The organism is Staphylococcus epidermidis (assembly GCF_006742205.1).
GTDB lineage: Bacteria > Bacillota > Bacilli > Staphylococcales > Staphylococcaceae > Staphylococcus > Staphylococcus epidermidis.
Genome location: NZ_AP019721.1, coordinates 1,459,176 through 1,484,396 on the forward strand (window position 1 = coordinate 1,459,176; position 25,221 = coordinate 1,484,396).

Sequence of the window (25,221 nt, forward strand, 5' to 3'; positions counted from 1 at the left end):
TTGATGAAAACAATTTAATAAAATTTATTATTTAATATTTTTTATATTCGTTGAAAGTGAAAGGATGCCAACATATGTTTAAAATGATAATTTATAAACTTTCACAAATGATTGTCGTACTATTTATATTAACTACAATCACATTTATATTAATGAAACTCTCTCCAGGTAATCCTGTAGACAAAATTTTACATCTTGATATTTCGCATGTATCTAATGAGCAAATAGAAACGACAGAGAATAAGCTTGGCTTAAATAATCCTATTTTTATTCAATGGTGGGACTGGTTAAATCAATTGTTTCATTTTGATTTAGGAACAAGTTATCAAACAAGCGAGCCTGTAATTAGGGAAATAGCAAATTATCTTGGTCCTACACTTATTATTACTTTTGGTACGCTTATAGTGTCATTAGTTATTTCTATACCATTAGGGATTATAGCAGCGGTTTACTACCATAAAATTTGGGATAGGATAATCCGTGTTATGACATCATTATCCGTAAGCCTACCATCATTTTTTATCGGTCTTATCTTATTATATATATTTAGCTTGAAGTTGAATATTTTACCAACTTCAGATGAGGGGCGTTTCGTTTCATATATTTTACCAATAATTACCATGAGTATTGGAATGTGTGCTTATTATATTCGATTTATTCGTTCTACTTTATTAGAACAATATCAAACACCTATAGTTGAATCGTCTCGTCTCAGAGGTATGCCCGAAAGATATATACTTTTTCAAGATATCCTTAAACCTACGATACTACCAATCATACCTCTATTAGGATTATCCATTGGTAGTTTGATAGGTGGAACAGTAGTCATTGAAAATTTATTTGATATTCCTGGGTTAGGCTATTTTTTAGTTGACAGTATAAAGTCGAGAGATTATCCAGTCATTCAAGGTTGTGTATTATTTATTGGTTTCTTTGTAGTGATTATAAACACAATTGCAGATTTACTTTCATTACTTATCGATCCTAAACAACGTTATGCTATTACTCAGAAAGAAACATCAAAGTTTAAATGGTTTAATTCACATAGAAAAGAAGGTCGTAACGATGAAGTTTAAGTTGTCAAAGAAAAACACTATATTTTTCATTTTTACGGTCTATATTATATGTCTTATTGTATTGCAATTTATAATCAATGATGAAGCTGCGTATCAGGTACATTTGTCAAACTCATTTGAACCTATGAGTATGAATCATTTACTTGGCACAGATGATTACGGACGTGATTTATTCAGTCGTTTAGTCGTGGGCTCTCGTGCAACATTGTTTGTTACACTACTTACTTTACTTTTCACTGTAGTGGTTGGAGTACCTTTAGGGTTACTTGCAGGCTATAAAAAAGGTTGGATTGATACGATTATCATGCGAATTATTGATATAGGATTAAGCATACCAGAATTCGTTATTATGATTGCCTTAGCAAGTTTTTTTCATCCTAGTCTTTGGAATTTAGTAATAGCTATTACAATCATAAAATGGATGAATTATACTCGCGTGACAAGAGGGATTGTCAATACCGAAATGAATCAATCGTATATACAGATGGCACAATTTTTTAATGTCTCAACTTTGAATATCTTATTTAAACACTTATTACCAAAAGTTTTACCATCTATATTTGTTATTATGATAGTTGATTTTGGAAAAATCATTTTATACATTAGTTCATTATCATTTTTAGGTTTAGGTGCACAACCACCATCTCCAGAGTGGGGGGCAATGTTACAAGCAGGGCGTGAATTTATTACTTCACATCCTATCATGATTATCGCTCCAGCATCTTTGATATCAGGTACAATATTGATATTTAATTTAACTGGTGATGCTGTAAGAGATCGTTTATTAGAACAAAGAGGTGTAAAAGTTGAAACTTTTAACAATAAAAAATCTAAACATCAATGATAAAGAAGGGCAAGCAATTATTAAAAATGTCGACTTAAATATATATAATCAATCTCTAAATGTCATTATAGGTGAAAGTGGTGCTGGAAAAAGTTTGACTGTTAAAGCAATATTAAATCATTTACCTACTCAGTTACATATGAGTTTCGATGAATTTAAAATGCAAGGTCAAAATACTTCTGGTATCAAGCAACTTTTAGGTAAACATATCGGCTATATCTCTCAAAATTATGCTCAAAGTTTTAATGAATATACTCGTTTGGATAAACAACTTATAGCTATATATCGTTATCATTTTAATGTTTCTAAGGATAATGCATTGAAAAAGATAAAAAAAGCTTTAACTTGGGTTAACTTAAATGATGAATCAATCATTAATAAATATAGTTTCCAACTTTCAGGAGGACAATTAGAGCGAGTTAATATTGCTAGCGTTTTAATGTTAGATCCAGAATTAATTATTGCAGATGAACCTGTTGCATCTTTAGATGTAGTGAACGGTCATCAAATAATGCAACTCCTTCAACACATTGTTAAAGATCATCATAATACTGTATTACTTATCACTCATAACATGAATCATGTCCTCAAATATGCTGATTATTTTAATGTAATGAGAAATGGCATGATGATTGAATCTGGAGAAATAGACAAATTATTTAATCACCATCATCTTCATCGGTATACAGAACAATTATTAAACTATAGAAGCAAGCTGCAAAAGGAGGACAACATCTAATTATGATTCAATTTGATCATGTAGATTATTCATATCATCGAAAACAGCCTGTTTTAAAAGATATTAATATAAGTATTCAACGTGGTGAAAAAATAGGGGTTTTAGGGGAAAGCGGTGCTGGAAAAAGTACTATTGGTTCTTTAATATTAGGTCAATTAAAGCCAACAAAAGGAAAAATAAGTATCGATTCAGGAAAGGTTCTACCTATTTTTCAACATGCGACAGAAAGTTTTGATCGTCAATTCACGATTGAACAGTCTTTGAGAGAGCCACTTTTATTTTATCGACAATTAATACGACAAAATATCAAAAATATCATTCTTAACTATTTAATTGAATTTAATTTGTCTACAGATCTAATAACAAAGTTTCCTCAAGAGGTAAGTGGTGGGCAACTACAAAGATTAAATATTATACGTTCTCTCTTAGCACAACCAGATATATTGGTTTGTGATGAAATAACTTCGAACTTAGACGTCATGGCCGAACAAAATGTAATCAATATTTTACTTAACGAAAAAAACATTCAAAATAAAACACTAATCGTCATCTCGCATGATTTATCTGTTTTACAAAGGTTAACGAATAGGATAATAGTTATCAAAGACGGTCAAATAGTAGATGATTTTAAAAGTAAAGATTTATTTAGCCATAAAAGACATCCATATACAAAACTATTAATTCAAACGTATGAATATTGAATATAGTCATAGTCATTTAAATGATTAAGATATTTTTCATTCACATAATAACCCCCAAAAGTTGGAATTAAAATCTAACTTTTGGGGGTTATTAGTTAATCATTTGAGTAAATTTTACCGCTATATAATCATTTTACTTTAGGAATGCCTGTTTAATTCTCTTTAGTTGTTCAATCGTTATTTGATTGCCACCTTCACCAAAATACCATGCATTGGACTCAAATTGTTAATTACAGATATCGATCTAAAACCTCACATATTGCATATATTGTGTCATCAATAACTGTAATATTTTTATTTTTAAAAAATGATGTGTGTTCTATAAATTGATTAGTCACAAAATAACCTTGGCTCGCATGTTCAAGCATATGAACATCATTGTGATCATTACCAAAAGCGATATAATCACTATTAGTTCCTAAAATATATTGAATAGTAGTATACTTATCAACGCCACGTGCCGTTACATCAATATAGGACTCACTGTAATGACGAATTAATTCAATACCATGAGACTGACTTACTAATTGATGAGCAATCATGTCAAAATCTTTGTTATCTATATTTAATAGAATTGCTTTTATAGGATTTCGAATCTCATCCATATCTAGAGATTGTGCTTTACCATCAGGATCAATGCGTTGATACAGTTCATTATTACTATCCAAATTTGAAGCATAATTAAATTTATCATCAATGATGTATGATAATTGATATTTCTTTATAATTTTTTTAATTAGACTGATATCATGCTCATTGATTACCGAAACAATTTCGATTTGTCCATTTTTAGAGATAATTGAGCCATTACCACCAATCAAGGTATCATCCGCAAATTCAGGAATGACTGGAAGCAAGTCTCTAATGGGACGTGCTGAAGCAAATATTACATTGTGATTAGCTTGACGTAGCTTGAAAAGTCGTTGCTTAATAGATGAATCGATGGAACATCCATCAAAACAAATCGTACCATCAATATCAAAAATAAAATTCATTATTAGTCACTCCAAAATTTTAGAATGATTTAATTATAGCATATGAGCACGAACTCAAATTTAAATATTTTCATTTAAATTGTATAAACTTGAAACTTGGCATTCCAACTTGTTAGTTTATATAAATTAACAAATATAGATTGCTATAATGAACTCAACTAAAAAAGTAAATAAGAGAAAACTCTGTAGATAATAAATATAAATGCCATGTAGATTTAACTGTAAATTGAGTGAAGGGCTTTTATGATTATATATACAACTTCCTATAATATATATTATGTAAACTAAAATAAAGAATTAAGATACTTAGCCATATAGATGAACATATGCTTCATTTATGTTGTTACATATACTATATATTTTTTATTTGGAAGTATATACACGTATCAAAAGTTATGTATTGATCAAGAGTTCTTTATTCATTAAAGACTTAAATATTTAATTCTTTGTATTTACAAGAACGTTCCTTTAATTAGCATCAGTAATAATTAATTACGTATTACATAATTGCATTACGTATTTATTTATCATGTTTAAATGCTAGTAAGTAGTATCATGATAAATATTATACGTTACAACAACTTAGCAATGTAATTGCTATTATCATGAATATTCATTTTTATATTTAGATAAATCATCAAAAATCTTTTGTTACAACACCCAAATACACAACTACAAAATTTAATATAAGAGAATTATAAGTATTATTATTAAATCGCAGTATAAATATACCTTTAGTTTACATAATGTTTTTATAATCTTCTCACCGCACTAAAAGAATTACATTTAAAGCATTTTAGTATTACAAAATTATAATTCGTATATAAAAAATATATTGGCGAGCATTATTGTATAGTTTTCATAATATGCTATGATTAAATATGTAGGGAGCAACATGAATTTTCATCCTAGACTCAAACATCCTACGCCGAGTGCTTTAGAGTACACAATCCTTCTCTAAAGCTAAACGAGCAGATTGGATATCTCAATCTGCTCGTCATATACTTGTATCATTTATTTTTACTTTTTCAATTTATTACGTATGCAATCTAATGTATTGAATAACCAATATTTCACTTTATTGATTGGTTTATAGAAATCACCGATTAATTCCTCAATCCTAACATTAAAACCTCTCTTAAAGCGATAAACACCATAGTCTTCACTGTTTTCAGTAAAATCACCTGATAAGCCATAGAAATTATATCTATCATAACCGTTATCAAAACAATAATTAATCATGTGCCAATGCATTGCATATGGTCCCATATATTGATTATATTTTTCTGAAGACCCTCCAGAGAAATAGTTCACTTCATATGCATTAGCAAAGTATACTCCTGAAGCTAAATTTAAAATTTCGCCATCTGTTTGACGTAATTCACTAGCTTGAAGCAATTCTTTTTTATCGTGATCAATTTGTTTATCTAACTCAGCTATTTTCTTTAACTGTTTATCTGTTTTATTTTCTTTCGCCATCATATCATCACGTCGATTTTCTTTATCATTTAGTGATTCTTGCAAATGTTGTATATATTCATTTAAATCTATGTAAGCTAAAGGAACTAATACTTTATCGCCATAATGCTCTATAAAGTTATAGAAATAATCGTCAGTTTTAGAAGCAAATCCAGTTCTAGCTTCAGTCTCTCGGTATAAGTCTAAGAATAAATCAAATTCATCCTTACTAAGAAATCTAACTTTCACACCGTAGTTTATCGCTTTATTAATATTTCGTTTTCTTTGACTATCAAACTCTTTCCTTAGAGATGCAGGGGTTTTGCCTTCTAAATCTAATACCCCCATCCATCTAACTTGGCTGGAAGAATCATATTGGGTTGTAAATCCGTGATGATCATAACCATGTGATTTAAATAGATTTACTAAAGCATCATTTTTTTCTGTTAAAGGATTAATATCTTTATCATAAACTTGATACAACCAGTAAGGATCTAATTTTACATATAAGCATTGATGTTGATGTAAATATTTATCAAGCTCTTTTAAATAAAAATCCACTAAACCTAAATCTGAATAGTCCATTACAGGGCCTCTATTGGAATAATACACATAACTGCCCATTGTAGGGATTTTAGAAAACAGGCTAGCTGCTATCACTCTATTGTCGTCGTCTTTTACACCTAATAACACTACTTGAAACCCATCTGATTCACGTGTAGCAATATTTTCCTTCACTTGGAAATAATGACTTTCTAATGATGGATTTTGTACAAAGTTTTCAAATTCTTTAACTGTTAACTCTGTAAATTTCATAATTAGATAATTCCCTTCTTAAAATCTATTTCTTTAGTTTTTTAAGTGTTCTATAAATGTTATACATTGGTTTATTAATAGGTTTAATAAAGTCACCAACGTATTCTATAACATCGGCATCATAGCCCTTTTTAAACTTAACTACGCCAGCATCTTCAGCATCTTCACTAAAGTCACCACTAATACCATAGAAATTATACCGATTAATACCATGTTCAATTGCATAGTTAATCATCTTCCATTGAACCGCATAGCTCCCTGCAAAATGGCGATAACGATTTGAAGTTCCACCAGCGTAGTAAACTACTTCAAACGGATTAATTATAAAGAAGCCAGCAGAGATGGGTAATTCATTGCCATGTTCTTGTTTTAAGTTTTTAGCTTCATTAATTTTTTGCTGATTTGCATCGAGTTGTTGTTCTAAATTTTCCTTTTTGTTATGTGCTTTTTTATTCTCTGGACGTTTCTCAATGTCTTTTAAAGCTTTATTATAATCTTTATTAAGCACATTTCTTTCATTATTTAGTTCCTCTATATACTCATCAAAGTTAATATAGGCTAGTGGTACTAAAACACGGTCTTTATAATGTTTGAATCTGTTGTAATAAAAACTATCTTCTCTATCTGCAAAATCTTTAGTTTCAGAGGTATCCTCCATAAATGACCTAAATATAGGTAACTCTTCTTCAGATAAAAAGCGGACTTTAACTCCATTTTTCTTAACTTTTTTAGTATTACGCTTTCTTAAACCATCCATGTTTTTTAAAACATCATTAGCACTTTTGTTTGCTAAATTTAGAACAGAATGATATCGGATTTGTAATACAGGATCAAATCCTTTGTGGAATCCTTCGTGTTTATATCCTAAACTCTCTAATTCATCAAAAATCCAATCATGACCTGCATTTCCAGTTATTTCTCCCTCATGATTTAAATATTGATATGGAAGGTATGGGTCAACTCTTAAATATAAACAATTATATTTTTTTACATATTTACTCAATTCATTAAAGAAAAAATGTACAAGCTCTTTATTATTATAATCTATTACTGGACCGCGATTGGAATAAAAATATTTAAATATTTTCATTACAGGAACAGCTGTTAATAAACAAGCTGCAATCACTTCGTTATCATTATTTTTAATTCCAACTAAATGTGACTCGGTACCTTCAGCAACCTTTAATTCGTAATTACCTTCCATTTGTGTAAAATGACTATATGTCATACGATCAGTAAAGTCACTAAATTCTTTAGCTGTCAAATTCGTAAACTTCATCTTCATAACTCCCATTTATATCTTTATATCTATTTCTTTTTATTTTTAGAAAAATAGGTCGTTTTACTTCACCTTTTATATTTAACATTCGGTTCATTTAATACTATTTATATTTCTAATCTAAACAAGTATACAATAGTTGTAGTGAAAACTAAAATATTATCCTGCAAAACTTTTATATAAAATTAAAAGTTAAATCTCGTTTATTCTGTTTATGTATAAAATAATATGGGCTAAACACTAATGTCGCCCATATCACTAATTATTTACTATTATTTTAATTCATTTGCAAGTGCTTTACCAATGTCTTCACTTGATTGGGGATTTTGTCCAGTGATAAATTGACCGTCTTTTTCTACGTGAGATGTAAAGTCATCTTTCACTACAAAATTTGCACCTTGCTCTTCTAATTTAGATTGAGTTAAAAATGGTACTTTATTTTCAAATCCCATTGCTTTTTCTTCACTATCAGTAAATGAAGTTATTTTGACACCATCTACTAGATAGTGATTATTTGCATCTTTTACACCTACAAACGCACTAGGTCCATGACATACTGAAGAGATTATTTTATTACTATTTTTAAATTGAAGTAAAATATCAGCTAATTTCTCATTATTGGCAAAATCGTATACAGTACCATGTCCACCTGGTAGATAAATAGCGTCATACTCATCTGCATTTACATTTTCGATACTAGGTGTATCGTTTAAGTGTGACACGAATTTAGCATACTGATTCAGTGATTCATTAGAAACAGAATTAGGATCAAGATTTACTTTTCCACCTTTAATAGAAATAACATCAACATTGATACCTTCTTCAGTCAATATATTATATGGTGCTCCAGCTTCTTCTAACCATAATCCAGTTTCTGTACCGTCTGTAAATTGACTTGTACTTGTTAAAACAAATAAAACTTTTTTACTCATGAATATATACACCTCTTCAAATTAATTGTGATTATTATTTACCCACATTAGTAGTAGGTTATTCAATAGTGATCATTTAATTTTTTGAAGTTACTATTAGTATAGTAGTTAATTCATAGAGTAATCATTGTTTTTGATATGTATATTTTTCATCTATTTTCTTAACTTTGATTTAACTTAATATTAATTTTTATAAAGAATTCAACGTGGTTCTTATTGATTTGATATAAGTGATAAATTCTTTTCTTGAATCTATTTCAATACGTTTTACAATTTCACTACCAATTACAATACCATCTGCAACGGACGCTATATCTTTAACATGTTCAGGATTTTTGATACCAAATCCAGCAACCACAGGAATTTTTGAAACTTTTTTTATATATTCAATTTTTCTCTTTAAATCTGGATGGAACTCCCCACTGTTACCTGTTGTGGCATTCATTGTTACCGTGTAAATAAATCCTTCTGAGTTCTTTGCAATTTGCATAATCCTAGCATCACTTGCGGTCATGGCAATTAACGATATTATTTTAACAGAATGATGATAAAAATCTTTTTTAAACTTTTTTGTAAGTTCGTAAGGTAAATCTGGAATAATTAAACCATAAACACCAGCTTCATCACACTTATCCAAAAATAATTCTTCTCCATAAGCACTTAGAATATTATAATAAGTCATTAATACATACTTAGATGAAATAGTATTTTTATTTTTTATTAATTCATCAAAAATGAATTTAATGTTTGAACCCTCGTCAATAGCGTTGCGCCCTGCTTTCATGATTATAGGTCCATCTGCAACAGGATCAGAAAATGGCACACCAATTTCAACAATGTCTGCTCCATTCTCAGTTAATGTTTTTAAATGATGAATAAAATTTAAATCACCCATAATATACGGAATGAATAATTTACTCATTTTGTTCACCACCGTTTTCTTTGTATTGTTTAATTGTTTCCATATCTTTATCTCCACGACCTGAAATAGTCACAACAATAATTTCTTTTTCATCCATATTTGGCGCTAATTTTTCAACATAACTCAATGCATGTGCACTTTCAATTGCTGGAATGATACCTTCAACTTTTGAGAATGTTATAAGTGCTTCCATAGCTTCATTATCTGTAGCACTTACATATGATACACGACCAATATCATTATAATACGAATGTTCAGGTCCAATACCTGGATAATCTAGTCCCGCTGATATAGAGTGTGCCAATTCAATTTGTCCATCATCATTTTGAATAAGGTACATTTTGGAACCATGTAATACACCTGGTTTACCTTTCCCTATAGCTAAAGCATGATTATGCGTATGACTTCCTTTTCCCGCAGCTTCTACCCCATATAATTTAACATCATCTTGTATAAATGGATAGAACGTACCTATTGAATTGGATCCTCCACCAACACACGCGACTAACGCATCTGGAAGTCGTCCTTCTTTACTTAAAATTTGGCTTTTAATTTCATTACCAATCACACTCTGAAAATCTCTGACCATAGTTGGAAACGGATCAGGTCCCAACGCTGAGCCTAATAAATAATGTGTATCCTCGACATGATTCACCCAATATTGCAAAGCTTTATTTACAGCATCTGATAGTGTTCCTTGCCCATCTGACACAGACACTACTTTAGCTCCTAGCAATTCCATTCTAAATACGTTAAGTTGTTGACGTTTGATATCTTCACTTCCCATGAAAACAATAAGATCCATATCGAATAAAGCAGCGATGGTGGCACTTGCTACACCATGTTGACCAGCACCTGTTTCGGCTACTAATTTAGTTTTCCCCATCCTTTTAGCTAATAGTGCCTGTCCTATCGCGTTATTAATTTTATGAGCACCAGTGTGATTTAAGTCTTCTCTTTTAAGATATATTTTGGCACCACCTAACAATTTTGTGTATGATTCAGCAAATGTTAAAGGCGTTTCTCTACCAACATATTCACTTAAATAATAATTAAATTCTTTCTTGAAGTGAGTATCTGATTTCGCGTCCTCATATGCTTTTTTAAGTTCAATAATAGCTGGCATCAATGTTTCAGGTACATATTGGCCACCATATTCACCGAAAAAGCCCAATTCATCTACTTCTGTTTGAATTTTCATTAATCATTCGTCTCCTTTCAAAAATTTTAATATTCGAGTCATCTTATTAAAATCTTTTTCATTATGTGACTCAATGCCAGTTGAGATGTCATAACCACATTGTCCAAATGAATATATTTCTAATCGTTTTATCTTTTCAAAATCCAAACCACCCGCAATGAGAAAATCAACGCCCTTTATTTTTTTTAATAATTTCCAGTCAAAACTTTGACCTGTCCCTCCGTATGTGATTGATGGTGTATCTATAATAAACATGTCTATCTCATCTTTATACTTTTGAATGTTATTATTTAAATTTCTTGTTGCTGGAATTGCTTTTATGATTCTTATTTTTGAATTAAGTTTCTTAATATTTCTAATTAATTGAATGCTTTCATTTCCATGTAATTGGATTGTGTTAATATCAGTTTGATTAATTATTCTCTTTATGGTGGACATTTGAGGATTTACTACGACCACTACTTTCTCTATATGATCTGGCACTATTTTAGCCAAATATTTTAATTGTTTCAGTGAGACATGTCTCTTACTATCGGGATAATGTATAAACCCTACTGCATCAACTTCTAATTTTTTAATTTTCTTAATATCACTTTCGGTTTTAAAACCACAAAATTTAACTATCATAGAGATTCTTCTTTAACTTTAAACTAGGCAAAAACTGACTTAAGTCATTTGTTTTCATTAATGCCTCCCCTACAAGTAAACCGTCAATACTTGAATCTACTATTTTCTCAACATCTTCTTTTGTATGAATGCCACTCTCTGAAATGTAGCAGCAATTAGACTTTTTAAACTTAAGTAATTTATTTGTATGTAGAACATCGGTTTCAAATCGTTTTAAATCACGATTATTAACACCAATAATTTTAGGGTTAATTTGGTGTGCACGTTCAAGTTCTCTAATTGTATGAACTTCTACTAGAGCTTCTAAATTATGGTTTGTTGCATATGAATACAATTCTTTTAATTGGTCATCACTTAAAATATTTACTATTAATAAAATAATAGATGCACCAGCTCGTTTTGCAACATCTATTTGAATTTTATCAATAATAAAATCTTTACATAAAACTGGTAACGATGTTATCTTTGATAACTGATTTAATCGTTCAAAACTACCGCCAAAGTATTTTTCATCAGTTAATATTGAAATAGCATTAGCACCATATTTTTGATAATCTTTAACTTGTTGAACAAGATCACGTTGCGGTAATTGAGGTACAGATGGGCTTTTCGATTTTATTTCAGCAATAACTGATAATGTTCTATCATAGTTAAGTGAATCAATCAGCTTTCTCCTCTTAACATTTCCGTTATCTTGTAAAATTTCAAGTTTTTTATCATAGTATTTACGCTCAAGCAAAGTTTTTTTATACTCAATAATTTCATTTAAAATAGTCATTACTTAACCTCCCATTTTTAAATATTGTTTCATTGCCATACCTGTATCAATGAGATATTTCGCTCTCTCTACGCCATGTTTGATACTTTCCACTTGCTCAGCAACATATAAAGCAATTCCAGCATTTAACAAAACTACATCTCGTTTACTTGAGTGATCCGTGCCACTTAGGATATTCAATGCAATTTGTTTATTTGTTTGAGGTGAACCACCTATCAACGTGTCATTATTTGCATAAGCTAAACCGACTTCTTCTGCTTTTAAACTATATTTTTTTAATGCTCTTTCGCTGCTAACTTCATAAATGATATTTTCACCAGAAAGCGTGGCCTCATCCATCCCATTTGCACCATGAATTAAAATTGCTCGTTTTCTACCTAAATCCTTTAATGTTTGTGCTATATTTTCAAGTTGTGAAGCTTCATATACCCCCATCACTTGATAAGTTAATTTGAAAGGATTAATTAATGGTCCAATCAAGTTAAAAATTGTAGGTGTTGCAATCGATTTTCTAATTGATTGAAGCTTTTTCATCATTGGATAAGAATCAGTTGCACTTATGAATGCTAATCCTTTCAAATTTAATTGTTGCTCTACTTCGTTCATTTTGTTTGTTTTTATATTCATTTCATGTAATACATCTGTACTTCCTGAATGTGAAGTAATACTTTTATTACCGTGTTTAATGACTGGCACTCCTGCACTTGCTACAACAAAAGCTACAGTTGTAGAAATATTAAAGCTATTTGATTGATCTCCACCTGTGCCACAAACACACATAGCTTTATTATAAAATGGTTGGTTTGGATAGTTTGTCTGGATAAAATATTCAACTAAATACGTTAGCTCATATTGACCCATGTCTTTATTTGTATAAGCTTTCAATAATTCAACCTTTACATTGGTTTCTATATTTGAATCAAACAGTGTAACAATAAATGATTGCATATCTTTTTTAGATAAAGATTTATTTTGTTTAATTTTCTCAAGAAGGGTCATTTTCAACTTCCTCTCGTTGCTATATTTATAAAATTAATAATGATTTGTTTCCCATTTTCTGTAGCGAATGACTCTGGATGAAACTGTATGCCATAATGTTTTCTGTTTTTGTGTTGGAAAGATTGTATACTATCATATGTTTGGCCAGTGATTAATAAACTTTCTGGAAATGAGCATGGATCACTAATTAATGAATGATAACGCATAACTTTGAAACTTGACTTAATTCCTTTGTATAGTGGTGACTGATTAACAATAGTTAAAGTATCTACTTTTCCATGTTTGACACAACTACCTTGTATAACATCGCCACCGTAATAACAAGTGAGCGCTTGTGCACCTAAGCAAACACCTAAAATAGGTAAATTTTCGAAATTTTCAATTAATTTAATTAATAATTGATTGTCTAATGGATGTCCAGGTCCTGGTGAAATAATAACTGCTGTAATACCTTTCAGATTACATATATCTGTATCATCGGGATATTTAACAATCGTTTCACATTGTTTTTCTACAATATCTACAAGATTGTAGGTAAAAGAATCATAGTTATCTATTATTAATATCATGGAGTTACCTCCAATAAACTTTTAGCTTTAAGTTTTGTTTCTTCAAGTTCTTTCTCTGGAATAGAATCATATACTACTCCACATCCTGCCTCGACACTGACTTTTTCCTCATCGATAATCATGGTACGTATAGCCAATGCAAAATCTAAATGATGATTACAGTTGATATACCCAACACCACCGCTATAGATACCTCTTTTATAAGGATAAGATTCGTATATTCTCTGTATAGCTCTAAGTTTAGGTGCACCTGAGACAGTACCCGTTGGTAGCAAACTTGCGATGACGCTCATAGGAGATAGATGGGGTTTTAATTCTCCAATAACTTCACTAACGATATGCATGACATGTTCATAACGTTCTATTGTCATTAGTTTGGTAATTTGTGAAGTGCCTGTTTTACTTATTCGATGAATATCATTTCTTCCTAAATCTACGAGCATACGATGTTCACTCAATTCCTTTTCATCTTTCATTAATGTCTTTTCATTATTTTCATCTTCTTTTTTATTTTGACCTCTTTTAATTGTTCCAGCTATAGGATTCGTATAAACTTTTCCATCTTTTACCTTTACAAAACTTTCAGGAGAACTTCCTATTACAATCGGTACATCTTTATTAATATAATACATATATGGACTAGGATTTTGTCGCTTTAAATTTTGATATAACTGAAAAGTTAATTGATGTAAATTGTGTTGAAAATGGTGTTTATAACTATAAATTCTTGAAGGAACTACTTGAAACATATCTCCTTCAGTAATTTTCTTTTTTAAAATTCTAATAGTTTGAACAAATTGTTGCTCTGATATATTGGTGGTTATATGTCGAGGGATGGATTTATAATTTATATCCTCAACCGAAAAATGTATGTTTTTTAAATCTTCAATTTTACGTTCAATAGATTCCTTTAATCTCTCTTTTGTTCTATCAGAAAATAAGTTACTTGCGATAATATATAATTCATCTTTATAATGATCAAAAACAAATACATCTTCCACTAGATAAAATTGGACATCATGAGTTTGATGATCTTCTAATTTAATATCTTGTAATTTTTTAAATTCATGTCGTACTAAATCAAAGCTACATGTCCCTATAAAGCCCGAAATAAAAGGTAAATCTTTTAAATATTTATCTTTGATTTCAAAATAATATTTATCTACAAATTCCTTAAGTCGTTGATACGGTTGATTCTTAACTATTTCACAATGATTGTCTAACTTAATTAAAAGTTGAGAATTATCTAATGTAATTTTGCCATAATGATCGAATACTACTATCGAGTACCTACCTTTAAGTTTCTGTTGATTTGTACTTTCAAAAATGATCTTTTTTTGTTTTAATTTTGCTAAAGCTTCTGGCGTAATTTGAGCATTCACCTTTTTGTATACAATATCCATTGATTTCCTCCTTTTCCGAAAAAAATCAGCCTCCTTCGTTATAAGGACGCTGACGCGCGGTACCACCTTTATTAGCAGAATATAATATATTCATAGCTCACTTGTTCAATTTATGTTAAGTTGTTCCACAAAACCCAATTTCACTAAAGACGGTGTTAGTTCTCATCTACCACTAACTTTCTGGTGCTACCTCAACTTTAGTTACTTCACTTTGCTTCAAAAAAACCACAATAACGCTATCATTCTATAAGGACGCGTTACCGTGGTGCCACCTTAGTTAACATATATGTTCACTTTAATGATTAAGTTAAAATTTGAAAGCCCATTTCATCTATTATCATGTGCTAATTTACATCTACCATTAGCTTTCTGCTTGCTACAAAATATAATGATTACTCTATCAATCAAATTATCTGATTTTTCTAATTATTTAGTATAATACCTATCCTCCTCCAGTTTGTCAACTAGCTTAAAATGAAAATGAAAAATTTGTTGTGTTTATCTTTATTTCCTATACAAAATGTACTGAAATCAAACTATAAATCTTTCTTTATTTAATATCTTAAAATCATACATAAGTTATATTTGTTATTGAATACTTGAAATGACTCATATACAATATTGTTATTCTGAAAATTCTGAAACAAGGAGGCGCTCTATGCGAAATATTTTATTTGTAGGGTTAGGCCTTATTGGCGGTAGCTTGGCGAGTAATTTAAAATATCATTACAGTAATTTCAATATTCTTGCATACGATTCGGACTACACACAACTTGATGAAGCCCTTTCTATAGGTATTATTGATCAAAAAGTTAATGATTATGCTACTGCTGTTGAGATAGCGGATATAATCATCTTTGCAACTCCTGTTGAGCAAACAATTAAATATCTATCTGAACTTACAAATTACAATACAAAAACTCATTTGATTGTAACAGACACAGGTAGTACCAAACTTACTATACAATCATTCGAAAAAGAATTATTAAAACATGATATTCATTTAATTAGTGGTCATCCTATGGCAGGAAGTCATAAATCTGGTGTTTTAAACGCGAAAAAACATTTATTTGAAAATGCTTATTACATTCTTGTATTTAATGAAATCGAAAATAATGAAGCCGCGACATATTTAAAGAAATTACTTAAACCTACGTTAGCAAAATTTATCGTTACTCATGCAAATGAACATGATTTCGTAACCGGTATAGTGAGTCATGTTCCACATATCATCGCTTCAATTTTAGTTCATCTAAGTGCTAATCATGTCAAAGACCATTCTTTAATCGAAAAATTAGCAGCCGGTGGCTTTAGAGATATAACTCGTATAGCAAGTAGTAATGCTCAGATGTGGAAGGATATCACTTTAAATAATCAAAATCATATTTTATCTTTACTTAACGAGATTAAAGAACAAATTACTGGTATTGAAAATTTGATACGAGAACAAAATAGTAATAGTATTTACGATTTCTTCGTTAAAGCTAAAGATTATCGTGATCAACTTCCTGTTAAACAACACGGTGCAATATCTACTGCGTATGATCTTTATGTTGATATCCCTGATAAGCCGGGTATGATAAGTCAAATTACAAACATCATAAGTTCACATAATATTTCTATTATAAACTTAAAGATTTTAGAAGTACGGGAAGATATTTATGGAGCTTTACAAATCAGTTTTAAAAGTCCCGAAGATCGAGAGAATGCTATAAAAGCCCTCGCAAATTTTGATACTTATTATTAAATAAATCCCCTTCAAGTCGTTATCTTTTCGCTTCTATATGTTGCACGACGAGGGGGACTCTCTTTGTATATCTACATTTTATGACCAGCCATTAGTCCTAATCGACCATGCTTTGTACCAGCTTCGGTGTATGAAGTCGCTTTTGACACAATTCCTTTTCCATATTTTAAATGTAAGTGATCAATGGTTTTAGCAAGTTTTACATCTTTCTTACGTTCATATTCATCAATGAATAAGTTGAGTTGTCGATCGCTTTCTTTAATAAACTGAGTTAACGATACACTTAACGTTCTATACAATGCTTTTTTGTCACACAGACGATTTGCAAAATAATTAATGACTTTGAATATATCTCTTTCTAAATTTGTAGGATCCTCCAAAGTATATTGCTTATGTATGCCACCACCTTCAGCATAACCGAAAGAAAAATGAATTGTTCGAGCAAGCTTCTTTTCTGCTCTTAAACGACTTGCTACATCTTCTATCAATTCTTGCATGACAACTTTGGATTCTTCAAATTGATAATCTCGCATTAGAATCTGACTTTTACATATTGAAGGATTTGTTACTTTATATTTTTCTCTTACTTTACTTTGATCAATACCGTTTGCATGTAGATGCATATCTATACCTAAAACTCCAAAATCTCTTTTTAAATAATGATATGGATACTTTGCTAAATCTCCTATTGTAAATATTCCTCTTTTATTCAATTTCTTTTCTGTACGCTTATTAATCCCCCAAAAATCTCTAAGTGGTTGAATTGGCCATAATTTTTCAGGTACATCTTGATAACGCCATTCAGCTATACCGTTTTCCGAATGCTTAGCTTCAATATCCATTGCAACCTTGCTCAATAGCATATTCGAGCCTATTCCAATGGTACAGTGAATACCTGTTTCTTCTAATATTTCATTTTGAAATCTTTTACAAAAAGCAAAAACTGTTGAATTAAATCTATGGTAACTATCCGTTACATCCATGAAAAATTCATCAATACTATACTGATGTAAATCTTCAGGTGGAACGTACCGCAGTGCAATCTTTGAAATTGCAACAGATACATTTAAATACTTTCTCATACTTGGATTAATAATATAAATGTCATTACGATGTGGTATCTCAAAAAGTCTTGATCCCGTTTTAATACCTAATTCTTTTAACTTTGGAGTTGCTGCTAGAACGACCGAACCTTGCCTTTTCGTATCTGCTACAACTGCTAGTTTAGTTGTTAATGGGTCCAATCCTTTTTCCATACATGATACACTCGCAAAAAAGCTTTTTTGGTCTATGCAGAGTACATCCCTATCTTCTAATAAATTGTAATCATACATAACTGATCCTCCCTTACAAAAACATTATATAAGAACACGTGTTCTATTTCAATATTTATAAGAACATTTGTTCTTATTCATTCTTCTCATTTTCATGCTATACTAAAAGAGCCAACGTTATATAGCAAAGGAGAATGTTGATTATGCCAATCATTAATGTGAAATTATTAGAAGGCCGTTCTGATGAACAACTTAAGGATTTAGTTACAGAAGTCACTCATGCTGTAGAAAAAACTACAGGTGCAAATAAAGAAGCGATTCACGTGGTCATTGAAGAAATGAGAAAAGATCATTATGCTGTCGGTGGCGTAAGAAAATCTGATCAGTAAACATAAAATCCCTGAAGAGGCTGGGACATAATTCCCTAGCATAATAGCCAGTAAATGAGTTTTCATAAATTCATTTACTGGCTATTTATTTACAATACTTCGTATTGTTGGCTCGCTTTCTTAGGGGACAGCTTCAGCCTGTAGTCTTCAGCTTGTCCTGTTCCCTCAAGAGTCTCGCCAAAATACTTTATAAAAATAAAGCCCTTTCGTATAATTTAATAAATATCAATAAACTAAATTAACGAGGTGCCTTATGTATAAAGAATATAACTTGACTTAACATACTCTATGGAAACTTCAGTTCTTATCCCCACAAATGATATTTCACGACATGTAAATGATATTGTAGAAACAATTCCCGATACTGAATTTGATGAATTCAGACATCATCGTGGCTTAATATAAGAAAAGTAACAGCTCAACGAGCTGAAAATAATCAAAAAAATTATAAAAAAGACAATTTCTATATTTTTTCAATAGAAATTGTCTTTTTTACTTATCTTGAACCTTTTTGTCCCAGCCTCTTCAGGGATTCATTTTTTAATTATCTTCAAAGAAATTTTTGATTGCTTGCTTATTTTTCTCAGAGTCTATTTGAAGCGCACTACCATCATTATTTGTATTAATATCTTGATAGCTTCCTTTAATAGGGACTGTCAAAGATTGCACATCTTTATCTCCACGAATTCCAAAACTTATACCTGTTTGAAAAATCGCAGAGTTAGGCATATTTGTATTAACATAACCTCTTAAAATACCAGCAACTTTTGGTAGTTTCGCAACTGTATTGAAATTAACTAACTCTTGCTTTAATGTTTGCATCACTTGTTGTTGTCTTCTCACACGACCAAAATCGCCTTCCGGATCATGACGGAATCTAGCATAACCAAGTAATTCTTTACCATTTAACTTATGATGTCCTTTTTTCAAAGACACACCTATATTTTCAGACATGTCTTTTTCCACATCAATTGGGACACCATTAGGCTGTAGTTCATCTATCATTTTTTCAAATCCAGTAAAATCTACTACAGCGTAATACTCAGGATTAACACCTAAATTTTTGTTAAGTGTTTTTCTTAACAATTCCGGGCCTCCAAGTGAATATGCGGCATTAATTTTATATTTATCATAACCAGGAATATCAGCATAAATATCTCTCATGACAGACATCATTTTCATTTTTTTATGTACGTAATCATATTGAACAATCATAATCGAGTCAGTACGTGATTTACCACCTTGAGCCTTATCCGCGCCAAGGACAAGAACTGAAATCTTCCCATCATTTTTCATATTCCCATTAAATTTATGCACCTTAACATCCTTAGCATGTTCTTTAGCATACTTCATACCACTGTTATACTGATGGGTAATATACACAATGATAGAAATTAAAATAATAAGGATGACTAAAATGATAAAAGGTAACTTCCGCATTCTTTTTTTATTTCTTCGCCTAGAAGGTGTCGAAGTTGTTCCTTTCTGTCGTCGATACTCTGTTTCTTTAATATCCTTCTGTTCAGTCATATTTACCTACCTTATACCTTCAAAATTACATATCTATATACTATAATTAATATGTATTAACGTTATAGAAAAAGTATTCAAATTGCAAGAGTTTTTTAATAAATGGTACTAAGGTCCAATGAGAGGATGGCATAAATGAATATCAATACTGCATACTTTGCTGGTGGCTGTTTTTGGTGTATGACTAAACCTTTTGATACATTCGATGGTATCGAAAAAGTCACGTCGGGATATATGGGAGGACACTTAGTTAATCCTTCTTATGAAGAAGTAAAAACTGGATCTACTGGGCATTATGAAGTGGTTAAAATTGAGTATGATGTTGCTCTATTTTCATATCATAAATTATTAGAAATTTTCTTTTCAGTTATCGATCCTTTGGATGATGGTGGTCAATTTCAAGATAGAGGTTCTCAATATAAGACTGCTATTTTCTATTCAAATGAACATCAAAGACAGTTAGCAGAACAATATATATGTGAACTCCAAGATAGTTTTAACGCTGATAAAGCAATTGCAACAAAAATTTTACCGGCATCAACTTTTTATGAAGCGGAAGCATACCATCAAGATTTCTACAAAAAGAACCCTGAACGTTATGAACAAGAACAACAAGATCGTGCTAGTTATGTCAAAAATAATCATATGTAAATAATAGATTGGACCATGATTCATTTTGAATATATCATTCCATCTTGAGAATAAAAAATATGAATGAAGAATTTTGATAAAAATATTTTTTCAATTAAGTCAACAACTACCTTACATTAAAAATGCCTGGAACAACAATTGATGTTCCAGGCTATATTTATGGATGTTTAGAGATAAATGTTTAAAATATTCATTATTTATGGCGTATGACTCTCATCACTTTAAGCATACTCTCCCACAGAGAATAATGCTTTTGATAAACTAAAAATCTAGGTTCCCAATTGGGGCTATATTTTTCTTTATAACGTCTTAATCCTTGAAAACGGTATAAACCATTGAAATGTTCAAATACACGTCCTGCCATTCTCTCTCTTAAATAAGAATAATGCAATTGACCTACATTCGAGAGTGTCGCCATTCCCATATTAAATGCTTTATACCCCTTTTCTTTACTCCATAACAACATATGAAGATATAATCCATCCATTAAAGGTAAATCCAATTCAGGCAACCATCTAATTAAATCAACAGATATTGCATTATTAGAATAAGTAGGCATCAAACTACAAAATGCAATCATCTTGCCAGAGTGATCTCTCATTACTCCAATAGGTGCTTTCGATAAATAAGTTTGAGTAAATTGACCTACAGAAAAATGCATTTCACTTCTTCCATCCAACCATTTATCACTCACAAATTTAAGTTCATCAAAGAAATCTTGAGTAAATGGTGGTTCAATAATTTCAAAATTGATATTTAAATCATCAAATTTATTGAGCGTCGCTCTGAAACCACGTCGCTTTTTACCAGATGTTGTAAACGTTGTTAAATCAATAATAGCTTCTTCACCTAATTTGAAGAATTGATTCCCAAAATTATGATATAAAGGCATATATTGATCACTTATTTGATAAAAAATAATCTCATAACCTTGATACTCTGCAAACTGATAAAATGCTTCTAATAATGACTCGAATGATTTAGTATTGCCAATTGGATCACCCAAAACGACAAGGGCATTGGACTTATATCGATACATAATAAATGAATCTTTATTTTCATTAAAGAAACAATCTTTGTCACCACTATAAACAAGGTGACTTAAATAATTACCACCGTATTTTTGAATAATTGCATCGCAAAGTGTTAAATCAATGCTATGATGAGGGCATTTATACTTATAGTCAAAAAGCCAAGCAATAACGCCAACGAGTAGCATAATAATAACAATGGTCATCCAAAAGTAATATCGTAATAAAGACGTATCAATCTCAATATGATAAACATCTAATGCATATAAAGTTCCTGATATTAAAATATGATTTAAATAAAGAATAAAGATACTAAGAAGTAGCATAACCGCCAACTTTTTAAAGCGTAATGGTCGTTTAAGTACTTGAGCACGTTGATAAGCTAAAATCAGTAACACAAATATGATAATGAGCCATGACAATAATAAAAATGACGCATAAGTATATATAGTCGCACTAGCAATTAAAATAATAGAAATAAAGGCATAAATTATTGCACGACGACTGCCTTTATAAATACCTCTTACATTTAAAATAAGTAACAAACAAGCACTCGTTTGTACAGCTAAAGCAATATAATAGGCAAAATGATTTCCATCATACAATCCATCATAGACAATAGTTAAATTATTAATAAAGAAAATAATACTAGTTAAAAATATTAAAATCGCTAACGAAAATGAAGGCACTTTAGCTAAAATATCTTTCTGATAAGACCTCAAAAATGAAGTGAAGTCTTTTACAGGTATAAAGTACTTCGAATTGTCGAGATATTTTTTAGCAGTATTTCCAAATTCAAATGAAGATAGTATAAGTGCAATCATCACTGGCACAAAATAATAAGCAAATCGATATAAAACTAATGCTAGAAGTATCTTTTCTTCAGAAATACCAAGTGATTTCAGTCCTAGTAACACGACTAAATCAAACGCGCCAAAACCACCTGGAATAAAACTAACTAAACCAGATAAAGCTGCAATAACAAATATACCTACAAAAGTCATAAATGAGATATGTATATCGACAATCAATGCAGCAAAATATAATACAGTAGCTGCTGCCATCCACTCAACACATGATACAACTGTACAATACACACCCATATAACGATTATTTCTATCTACAGGTCGTGCGACGGTATAAAAAATAAAAATTGGTAAAAATAATGCAACAATATATAAAATCCAACGTACCCACGAAATTTCATCAATCATGTGAGAAGCATTAAATATACGCAGGACAACTAAGATGGATAATAAACTTAATCCCGTAAGCATAGATACTAAAATAATAGAAATATATTGTACAAGTTTTTTCGTGTCATTAGTATAATTTTTATACACAAAAGCTCTTACGCCTGCACCTATAAACCCTCCAAAACCAATTATAGAATTAAGGGCGTTGATAATATAACTCACTCTAAAGACTCTAATCAACGGCATTTTAAGTTTAAGAGCCTTTACTAAAATAATATCGTACAGTGATAATAAGATGAGTGACAGTCCCCCACCAGCAAATAGTAGTACGAGCCATAATCTATTAATTTTGCCGAACTGTATGAATGTCTCTTTAAAATTGATATGTGATAATTCTCTATAGAGTGTAAAAATTACAAAGATAAATAAAGCAGTGGCGAAAATAAATTTAAAAAAAGAAAGTAATTTACTTTTTAATTCTTGTGTCATGTTTTCACTTCGATTCTAATTCAATATGATATATATCAAAATATATCATAAAGCTATGTCATATAGAATATCAATAAGCAAGATGAACCTTACATTATTGTAATACAATTTTCACATCATCCGCGAGATTAATTTGAATAAAATCATTTATCATATGATTACTAAGCATATCATGATTGCAAATGTATGTGATTTAAAAATAAAAAAGACTGGAACATTGTTGTTTTGTTGTTCCAGTCTAAAATTATATATATTATTGTTTAATTCCTTTTTCTTCTTCAGTGATAATGTACTCACCAGCATCATTTCCATAGTAGCGATTGTATCTTCGTTTAAATAACATAAATATGTGTGAAACCAATACCTTAAGTACAGCGTATAGAGGAATACCAATAATCACACCAACAATGCCCATTAAATTTCCTGCACATAATAAAATGAAAATAATTGTTAAAGGATGAATTTTCAATGTTTTCCCCATAACGTTAGGAGAGATAAAGTGGCCTTCAAAGAATTGGACAAGCGTCCATACAACAGCTAACTTTAATAACATTAAAGGTGAAGTAATAATCGCGATAACAATCGCAGGTGATATTGCTATTGTCGGTCCTAAATAAGGAACCACACTAGTTACTGCAGCAATACTTGCTAAAACTAAGGCGTACTTAAGACCAATAATTGAATAGCCAATAAATAGTAATAATCCAATACAAAATGACACAATAATTTGACCTTGAATGTATGAACCAACTTGTACACTCATCTTTTCTAACAAGTCATGAAAATCTTTTCTAAATTTAGGTGGCATAATTTTTGTAGTATAATCTTTAAATTTATGACCATCTTTTAACATAAAGAATAACACAAAAGGTGTAGTCCCAATAACAATACCGATATTTGCGACTGCCTCAGCAAAAGTTGCGAGTTTAGATCCAAATCCGTCTGAGTAATCTGAAACCATAGATGGTATCTTTTTCTGAGCAGATTCTAACCATTCGTTCACTTGTCCCATGTAACCAGATAAAATGGTATTATTATTAAGTTTATCAAGTGAACGCGTAATTTTATGTAAATAATTAGGTGTATTTTTGATAAAACTTTCTATCTGTGATCCAATAATTGGAATAAGTAAATTAACTATTAATGTAATAATACCAACAATTGCAACATAAATAATTGTTATACCTAATAGTCTTGGAATACGATATCTCTCCATCATATTTACAATAGGATTGAATAAATAAAATAGCACTAATGAAACAATAATAGGTGCTGCTATTGTATTAAATACAATAATAAATGGTTGAAAGACATATGAAATTTTATCAAAGATAAAAATGACAATACCTAAAAGAACCAATGCAATTAAAGCATAAATAAGGTCATTTCCGCCTAAAAACCTCATAAATCTAGACTCTGACAAACTAAAAAAATGGCTTTTTTTTCCATTTATTTCTTTTTCATTTTTCATTAAATTCACCACGCCTTAAAAATACATCTATTTACTTTTTAATTTATTGTAAAAATAAGCTTAAAAACACAATATTTATCTTACCACAAATAACAATACTCTAA

At 30.3% G+C, this 25,221-nt stretch carries 22 protein-coding genes and 1 pseudogene; 8 read left to right on the forward strand and 15 right to left on the reverse strand.

Annotated elements, in window-relative coordinates:
• The first annotated feature begins 74 nt into the window (after positions 1-74).
• Genes nikB through FNL83_RS07170 form a run of 4 tightly spaced genes read left to right on the forward strand, consistent with a single transcriptional unit; the run spans position 75 to position 3,360 of the window.
• Positions 75-1,076, forward strand: coding sequence for a nickel ABC transporter permease (gene nikB, locus FNL83_RS07155; RefSeq protein ID WP_001831013.1), 1,002 nt, complete (start codon positions 75-77; stop codon positions 1,074-1,076).
• Positions 1,066-1,920 (forward strand): nickel transporter permease, encoded by an 855-nt coding sequence (gene nikC / locus FNL83_RS07160; protein ID WP_001831062.1) that lies wholly within the window; start codon positions 1,066-1,068, stop codon positions 1,918-1,920. Before nikB ends, nikC begins: the two co-directional genes overlap by 11 nt.
• Positions 1,883-2,659: an ATP-binding cassette domain-containing protein gene (locus tag FNL83_RS07165; RefSeq protein WP_001831134.1), complete on the forward strand. Its 777-nt coding sequence runs from the start codon at positions 1,883-1,885 to the stop codon at positions 2,657-2,659. The genes nikC and FNL83_RS07165 overlap by 38 nt, the downstream gene beginning before the upstream one ends.
• A 2-nt stretch (positions 2,660-2,661) precedes the next feature.
• Positions 2,662-3,360 (forward strand): ABC transporter ATP-binding protein, encoded by a 699-nt coding sequence (locus FNL83_RS07170; protein WP_001831327.1) that lies wholly within the window; start codon positions 2,662-2,664, stop codon positions 3,358-3,360.
• A 230-nt stretch (positions 3,361-3,590) separates the two neighbouring features.
• On the opposite strand, the gene FNL83_RS07175 is transcribed toward FNL83_RS07170, so the two are convergent.
• From FNL83_RS07175 to FNL83_RS07230, 11 genes are all read right to left on the reverse strand, one after another.
• Complete coding sequence (locus FNL83_RS07175; RefSeq protein WP_001831126.1) at positions 3,591-4,355, reverse strand: HAD-IIB family hydrolase; 765 nt, start codon at positions 4,353-4,355, stop codon at positions 3,591-3,593.
• 1,020 nt (positions 4,356-5,375) lie between these two features.
• On the reverse strand, positions 5,376-6,629 hold the full coding sequence (locus FNL83_RS07180; RefSeq protein WP_001831101.1) for an aminoacyltransferase: 1,254 nt from the start codon (positions 6,627-6,629) through the stop codon (positions 5,376-5,378).
• A gap of 25 nt (positions 6,630-6,654) precedes the next feature.
• Positions 6,655-7,908, reverse strand: a complete 1,254-nt coding sequence (locus FNL83_RS07185) for an aminoacyltransferase (RefSeq protein ID WP_001830979.1) — start codon at positions 7,906-7,908, stop codon at positions 6,655-6,657.
• Positions 7,909-8,180: 272 nt separating this feature from the next.
• On the reverse strand, positions 8,181-8,840 hold the full coding sequence (locus tag FNL83_RS07195; RefSeq protein ID WP_001830963.1) for a type 1 glutamine amidotransferase domain-containing protein: 660 nt from the start codon (positions 8,838-8,840) through the stop codon (positions 8,181-8,183).
• Positions 8,841-9,030: 190 nt separating this feature from the next.
• Positions 9,031-9,762, reverse strand: a complete 732-nt coding sequence (trpA, locus tag FNL83_RS07200; RefSeq protein ID WP_002456200.1) for a tryptophan synthase subunit alpha — start codon at positions 9,760-9,762, stop codon at positions 9,031-9,033.
• A complete protein-coding gene (gene trpB / locus FNL83_RS07205) occupies positions 9,755-10,963 on the reverse strand; it encodes a tryptophan synthase subunit beta (RefSeq protein ID WP_001831324.1) in 1,209 nt (402 codons plus the stop codon). The genes trpA and trpB overlap by 8 nt, the downstream gene beginning before the upstream one ends.
• A gap of 3 nt (positions 10,964-10,966) precedes the next feature.
• On the reverse strand, positions 10,967-11,590 hold the full coding sequence (locus FNL83_RS07210) for a phosphoribosylanthranilate isomerase (RefSeq protein WP_001832767.1): 624 nt from the start codon (positions 11,588-11,590) through the stop codon (positions 10,967-10,969).
• Entirely contained in the window at positions 11,580-12,368 is a 789-nt protein-coding gene (gene trpC, locus FNL83_RS07215; RefSeq protein WP_001831115.1) for an indole-3-glycerol phosphate synthase TrpC, read from the reverse strand. The genes FNL83_RS07210 and trpC overlap by 11 nt, the downstream gene beginning before the upstream one ends.
• 3 nt (positions 12,369-12,371) lie before the next feature.
• Positions 12,372-13,367, reverse strand: a complete 996-nt coding sequence (gene trpD / locus FNL83_RS07220; RefSeq protein WP_001830976.1) for an anthranilate phosphoribosyltransferase — start codon at positions 13,365-13,367, stop codon at positions 12,372-12,374.
• Between the two features lie 2 nt (positions 13,368-13,369).
• Positions 13,370-13,936 (reverse strand): anthranilate synthase component II, encoded by a 567-nt coding sequence (locus FNL83_RS07225; RefSeq protein ID WP_001831157.1) that lies wholly within the window; start codon positions 13,934-13,936, stop codon positions 13,370-13,372.
• Complete coding sequence (locus FNL83_RS07230) at positions 13,933-15,339, reverse strand: anthranilate synthase component I (protein WP_001831072.1); 1,407 nt, start codon at positions 15,337-15,339, stop codon at positions 13,933-13,935. Before FNL83_RS07230 ends, FNL83_RS07225 begins: the two co-directional genes overlap by 4 nt.
• A gap of 658 nt (positions 15,340-15,997) precedes the next feature.
• On the opposite strand from FNL83_RS07230, the gene FNL83_RS07235 reads away from it, so the two are divergent.
• The gene (locus tag FNL83_RS07235) at positions 15,998-17,086 is read left to right on the forward strand and encodes a prephenate dehydrogenase (RefSeq protein WP_001831297.1); all 1,089 of its coding nucleotides are present in this window, start codon (positions 15,998-16,000) and stop codon (positions 17,084-17,086) included.
• 71 nt (positions 17,087-17,157) lie between these two features.
• Here FNL83_RS07235 and FNL83_RS07240 read toward each other — a convergent pair whose 3' ends face one another.
• Positions 17,158-18,420: a Y-family DNA polymerase gene (locus FNL83_RS07240; protein WP_001831129.1), complete on the reverse strand. Its 1,263-nt coding sequence runs from the start codon at positions 18,418-18,420 to the stop codon at positions 17,158-17,160.
• Positions 18,421-18,563: 143 nt separating this feature from the next.
• On the opposite strand from FNL83_RS07240, the gene FNL83_RS07245 reads away from it, so the two are divergent.
• Positions 18,564-18,749 (forward strand): 2-hydroxymuconate tautomerase, encoded by a 186-nt coding sequence (locus tag FNL83_RS07245; protein ID WP_001831035.1) that lies wholly within the window; start codon positions 18,564-18,566, stop codon positions 18,747-18,749.
• Between the two features lie 54 nt (positions 18,750-18,803).
• Positions 18,804-18,991 (forward strand): annotated as a pseudogene (locus FNL83_RS12345) (hypothetical protein).
• Between the two features lie 298 nt (positions 18,992-19,289).
• Here the strand turns inward: FNL83_RS12345 and FNL83_RS07255 are convergent.
• Complete coding sequence (locus tag FNL83_RS07255; RefSeq protein WP_001831067.1) at positions 19,290-20,279, reverse strand: LCP family protein; 990 nt, start codon at positions 20,277-20,279, stop codon at positions 19,290-19,292.
• A gap of 135 nt (positions 20,280-20,414) precedes the next feature.
• On the opposite strand from FNL83_RS07255, the gene msrA reads away from it, so the two are divergent.
• Entirely contained in the window at positions 20,415-20,930 is a 516-nt protein-coding gene (msrA, locus tag FNL83_RS07260) for a peptide-methionine (S)-S-oxide reductase MsrA (RefSeq protein WP_001831153.1), read from the forward strand.
• A 193-nt stretch (positions 20,931-21,123) separates the two neighbouring features.
• Here the strand turns inward: msrA and mprF are convergent, their stop codons facing one another.
• Together mprF and FNL83_RS07270 are read right to left on the reverse strand one after the other, a co-directional pair.
• Complete coding sequence (gene mprF, locus FNL83_RS07265; RefSeq protein ID WP_001831275.1) at positions 21,124-23,646, reverse strand: bifunctional lysylphosphatidylglycerol flippase/synthetase MprF; 2,523 nt, start codon at positions 23,644-23,646, stop codon at positions 21,124-21,126.
• 253 nt (positions 23,647-23,899) lie between these two features.
• Positions 23,900-25,117: an AI-2E family transporter gene (locus FNL83_RS07270; RefSeq protein WP_001832647.1), complete on the reverse strand. Its 1,218-nt coding sequence runs from the start codon at positions 25,115-25,117 to the stop codon at positions 23,900-23,902.
• Positions 25,118-25,221: the final 104 nt, after the last annotated feature.

What these genes read in the sequence shown, in the direction of transcription:
- nikB (WP_001831013.1), top strand. Translation starts at nt 75, where the DNA reads ATGTTTAAAATGATAATTTATAAACTTTCACAAATGATTGTCGTACTA.
- nikC (WP_001831062.1), top strand. Translation starts at nt 1,066, where the DNA reads ATGAAGTTTAAGTTGTCAAAGAAAAACACTATATTTTTCATTTTTACG.
- FNL83_RS07170 (WP_001831327.1), top strand. Translation starts at nt 2,662, where the DNA reads ATGATTCAATTTGATCATGTAGATTATTCATATCATCGAAAACAGCCT.
- FNL83_RS07175 (WP_001831126.1), bottom strand. Translation starts at nt 4,355, where the DNA reads ATGAATTTTATTTTTGATATTGATGGTACGATTTGTTTTGATGGATGT.
- FNL83_RS07180 (WP_001831101.1), bottom strand. Translation starts at nt 6,629, where the DNA reads ATGAAATTTACAGAGTTAACAGTTAAAGAATTTGAAAACTTTGTACAA.
- FNL83_RS07185 (WP_001830979.1), bottom strand. Translation starts at nt 7,908, where the DNA reads ATGAAGTTTACGAATTTGACAGCTAAAGAATTTAGTGACTTTACTGAT.
- FNL83_RS07195 (WP_001830963.1), bottom strand. Translation starts at nt 8,840, where the DNA reads ATGAGTAAAAAAGTTTTATTTGTTTTAACAAGTACAAGTCAATTTACA.
- trpA (WP_002456200.1), bottom strand. Translation starts at nt 9,762, where the DNA reads ATGAGTAAATTATTCATTCCGTATATTATGGGTGATTTAAATTTTATT.
- trpB (WP_001831324.1), bottom strand. Translation starts at nt 10,963, where the DNA reads ATGAAAATTCAAACAGAAGTAGATGAATTGGGCTTTTTCGGTGAATAT.
- FNL83_RS07210 (WP_001832767.1), bottom strand. Translation starts at nt 11,590, where the DNA reads ATGATAGTTAAATTTTGTGGTTTTAAAACCGAAAGTGATATTAAGAAA.
- trpC (WP_001831115.1), bottom strand. Translation starts at nt 12,368, where the DNA reads ATGACTATTTTAAATGAAATTATTGAGTATAAAAAAACTTTGCTTGAG.
- trpD (WP_001830976.1), bottom strand. Translation starts at nt 13,367, where the DNA reads ATGACCCTTCTTGAGAAAATTAAACAAAATAAATCTTTATCTAAAAAA.
- FNL83_RS07225 (WP_001831157.1), bottom strand. Translation starts at nt 13,936, where the DNA reads ATGATATTAATAATAGATAACTATGATTCTTTTACCTACAATCTTGTA.
- FNL83_RS07230 (WP_001831072.1), bottom strand. Translation starts at nt 15,339, where the DNA reads ATGGATATTGTATACAAAAAGGTGAATGCTCAAATTACGCCAGAAGCT.
- FNL83_RS07235 (WP_001831297.1), top strand. Translation starts at nt 15,998, where the DNA reads ATGCGAAATATTTTATTTGTAGGGTTAGGCCTTATTGGCGGTAGCTTG.
- FNL83_RS07240 (WP_001831129.1), bottom strand. Translation starts at nt 18,420, where the DNA reads ATGTATGATTACAATTTATTAGAAGATAGGGATGTACTCTGCATAGAC.
- FNL83_RS07245 (WP_001831035.1), top strand. Translation starts at nt 18,564, where the DNA reads ATGCCAATCATTAATGTGAAATTATTAGAAGGCCGTTCTGATGAACAA.
- FNL83_RS07255 (WP_001831067.1), bottom strand. Translation starts at nt 20,279, where the DNA reads ATGACTGAACAGAAGGATATTAAAGAAACAGAGTATCGACGACAGAAA.
- msrA (WP_001831153.1), top strand. Translation starts at nt 20,415, where the DNA reads ATGAATATCAATACTGCATACTTTGCTGGTGGCTGTTTTTGGTGTATG.
- mprF (WP_001831275.1), bottom strand. Translation starts at nt 23,646, where the DNA reads ATGACACAAGAATTAAAAAGTAAATTACTTTCTTTTTTTAAATTTATT.
- FNL83_RS07270 (WP_001832647.1), bottom strand. Translation starts at nt 25,117, where the DNA reads ATGAAAAATGAAAAAGAAATAAATGGAAAAAAAAGCCATTTTTTTAGT.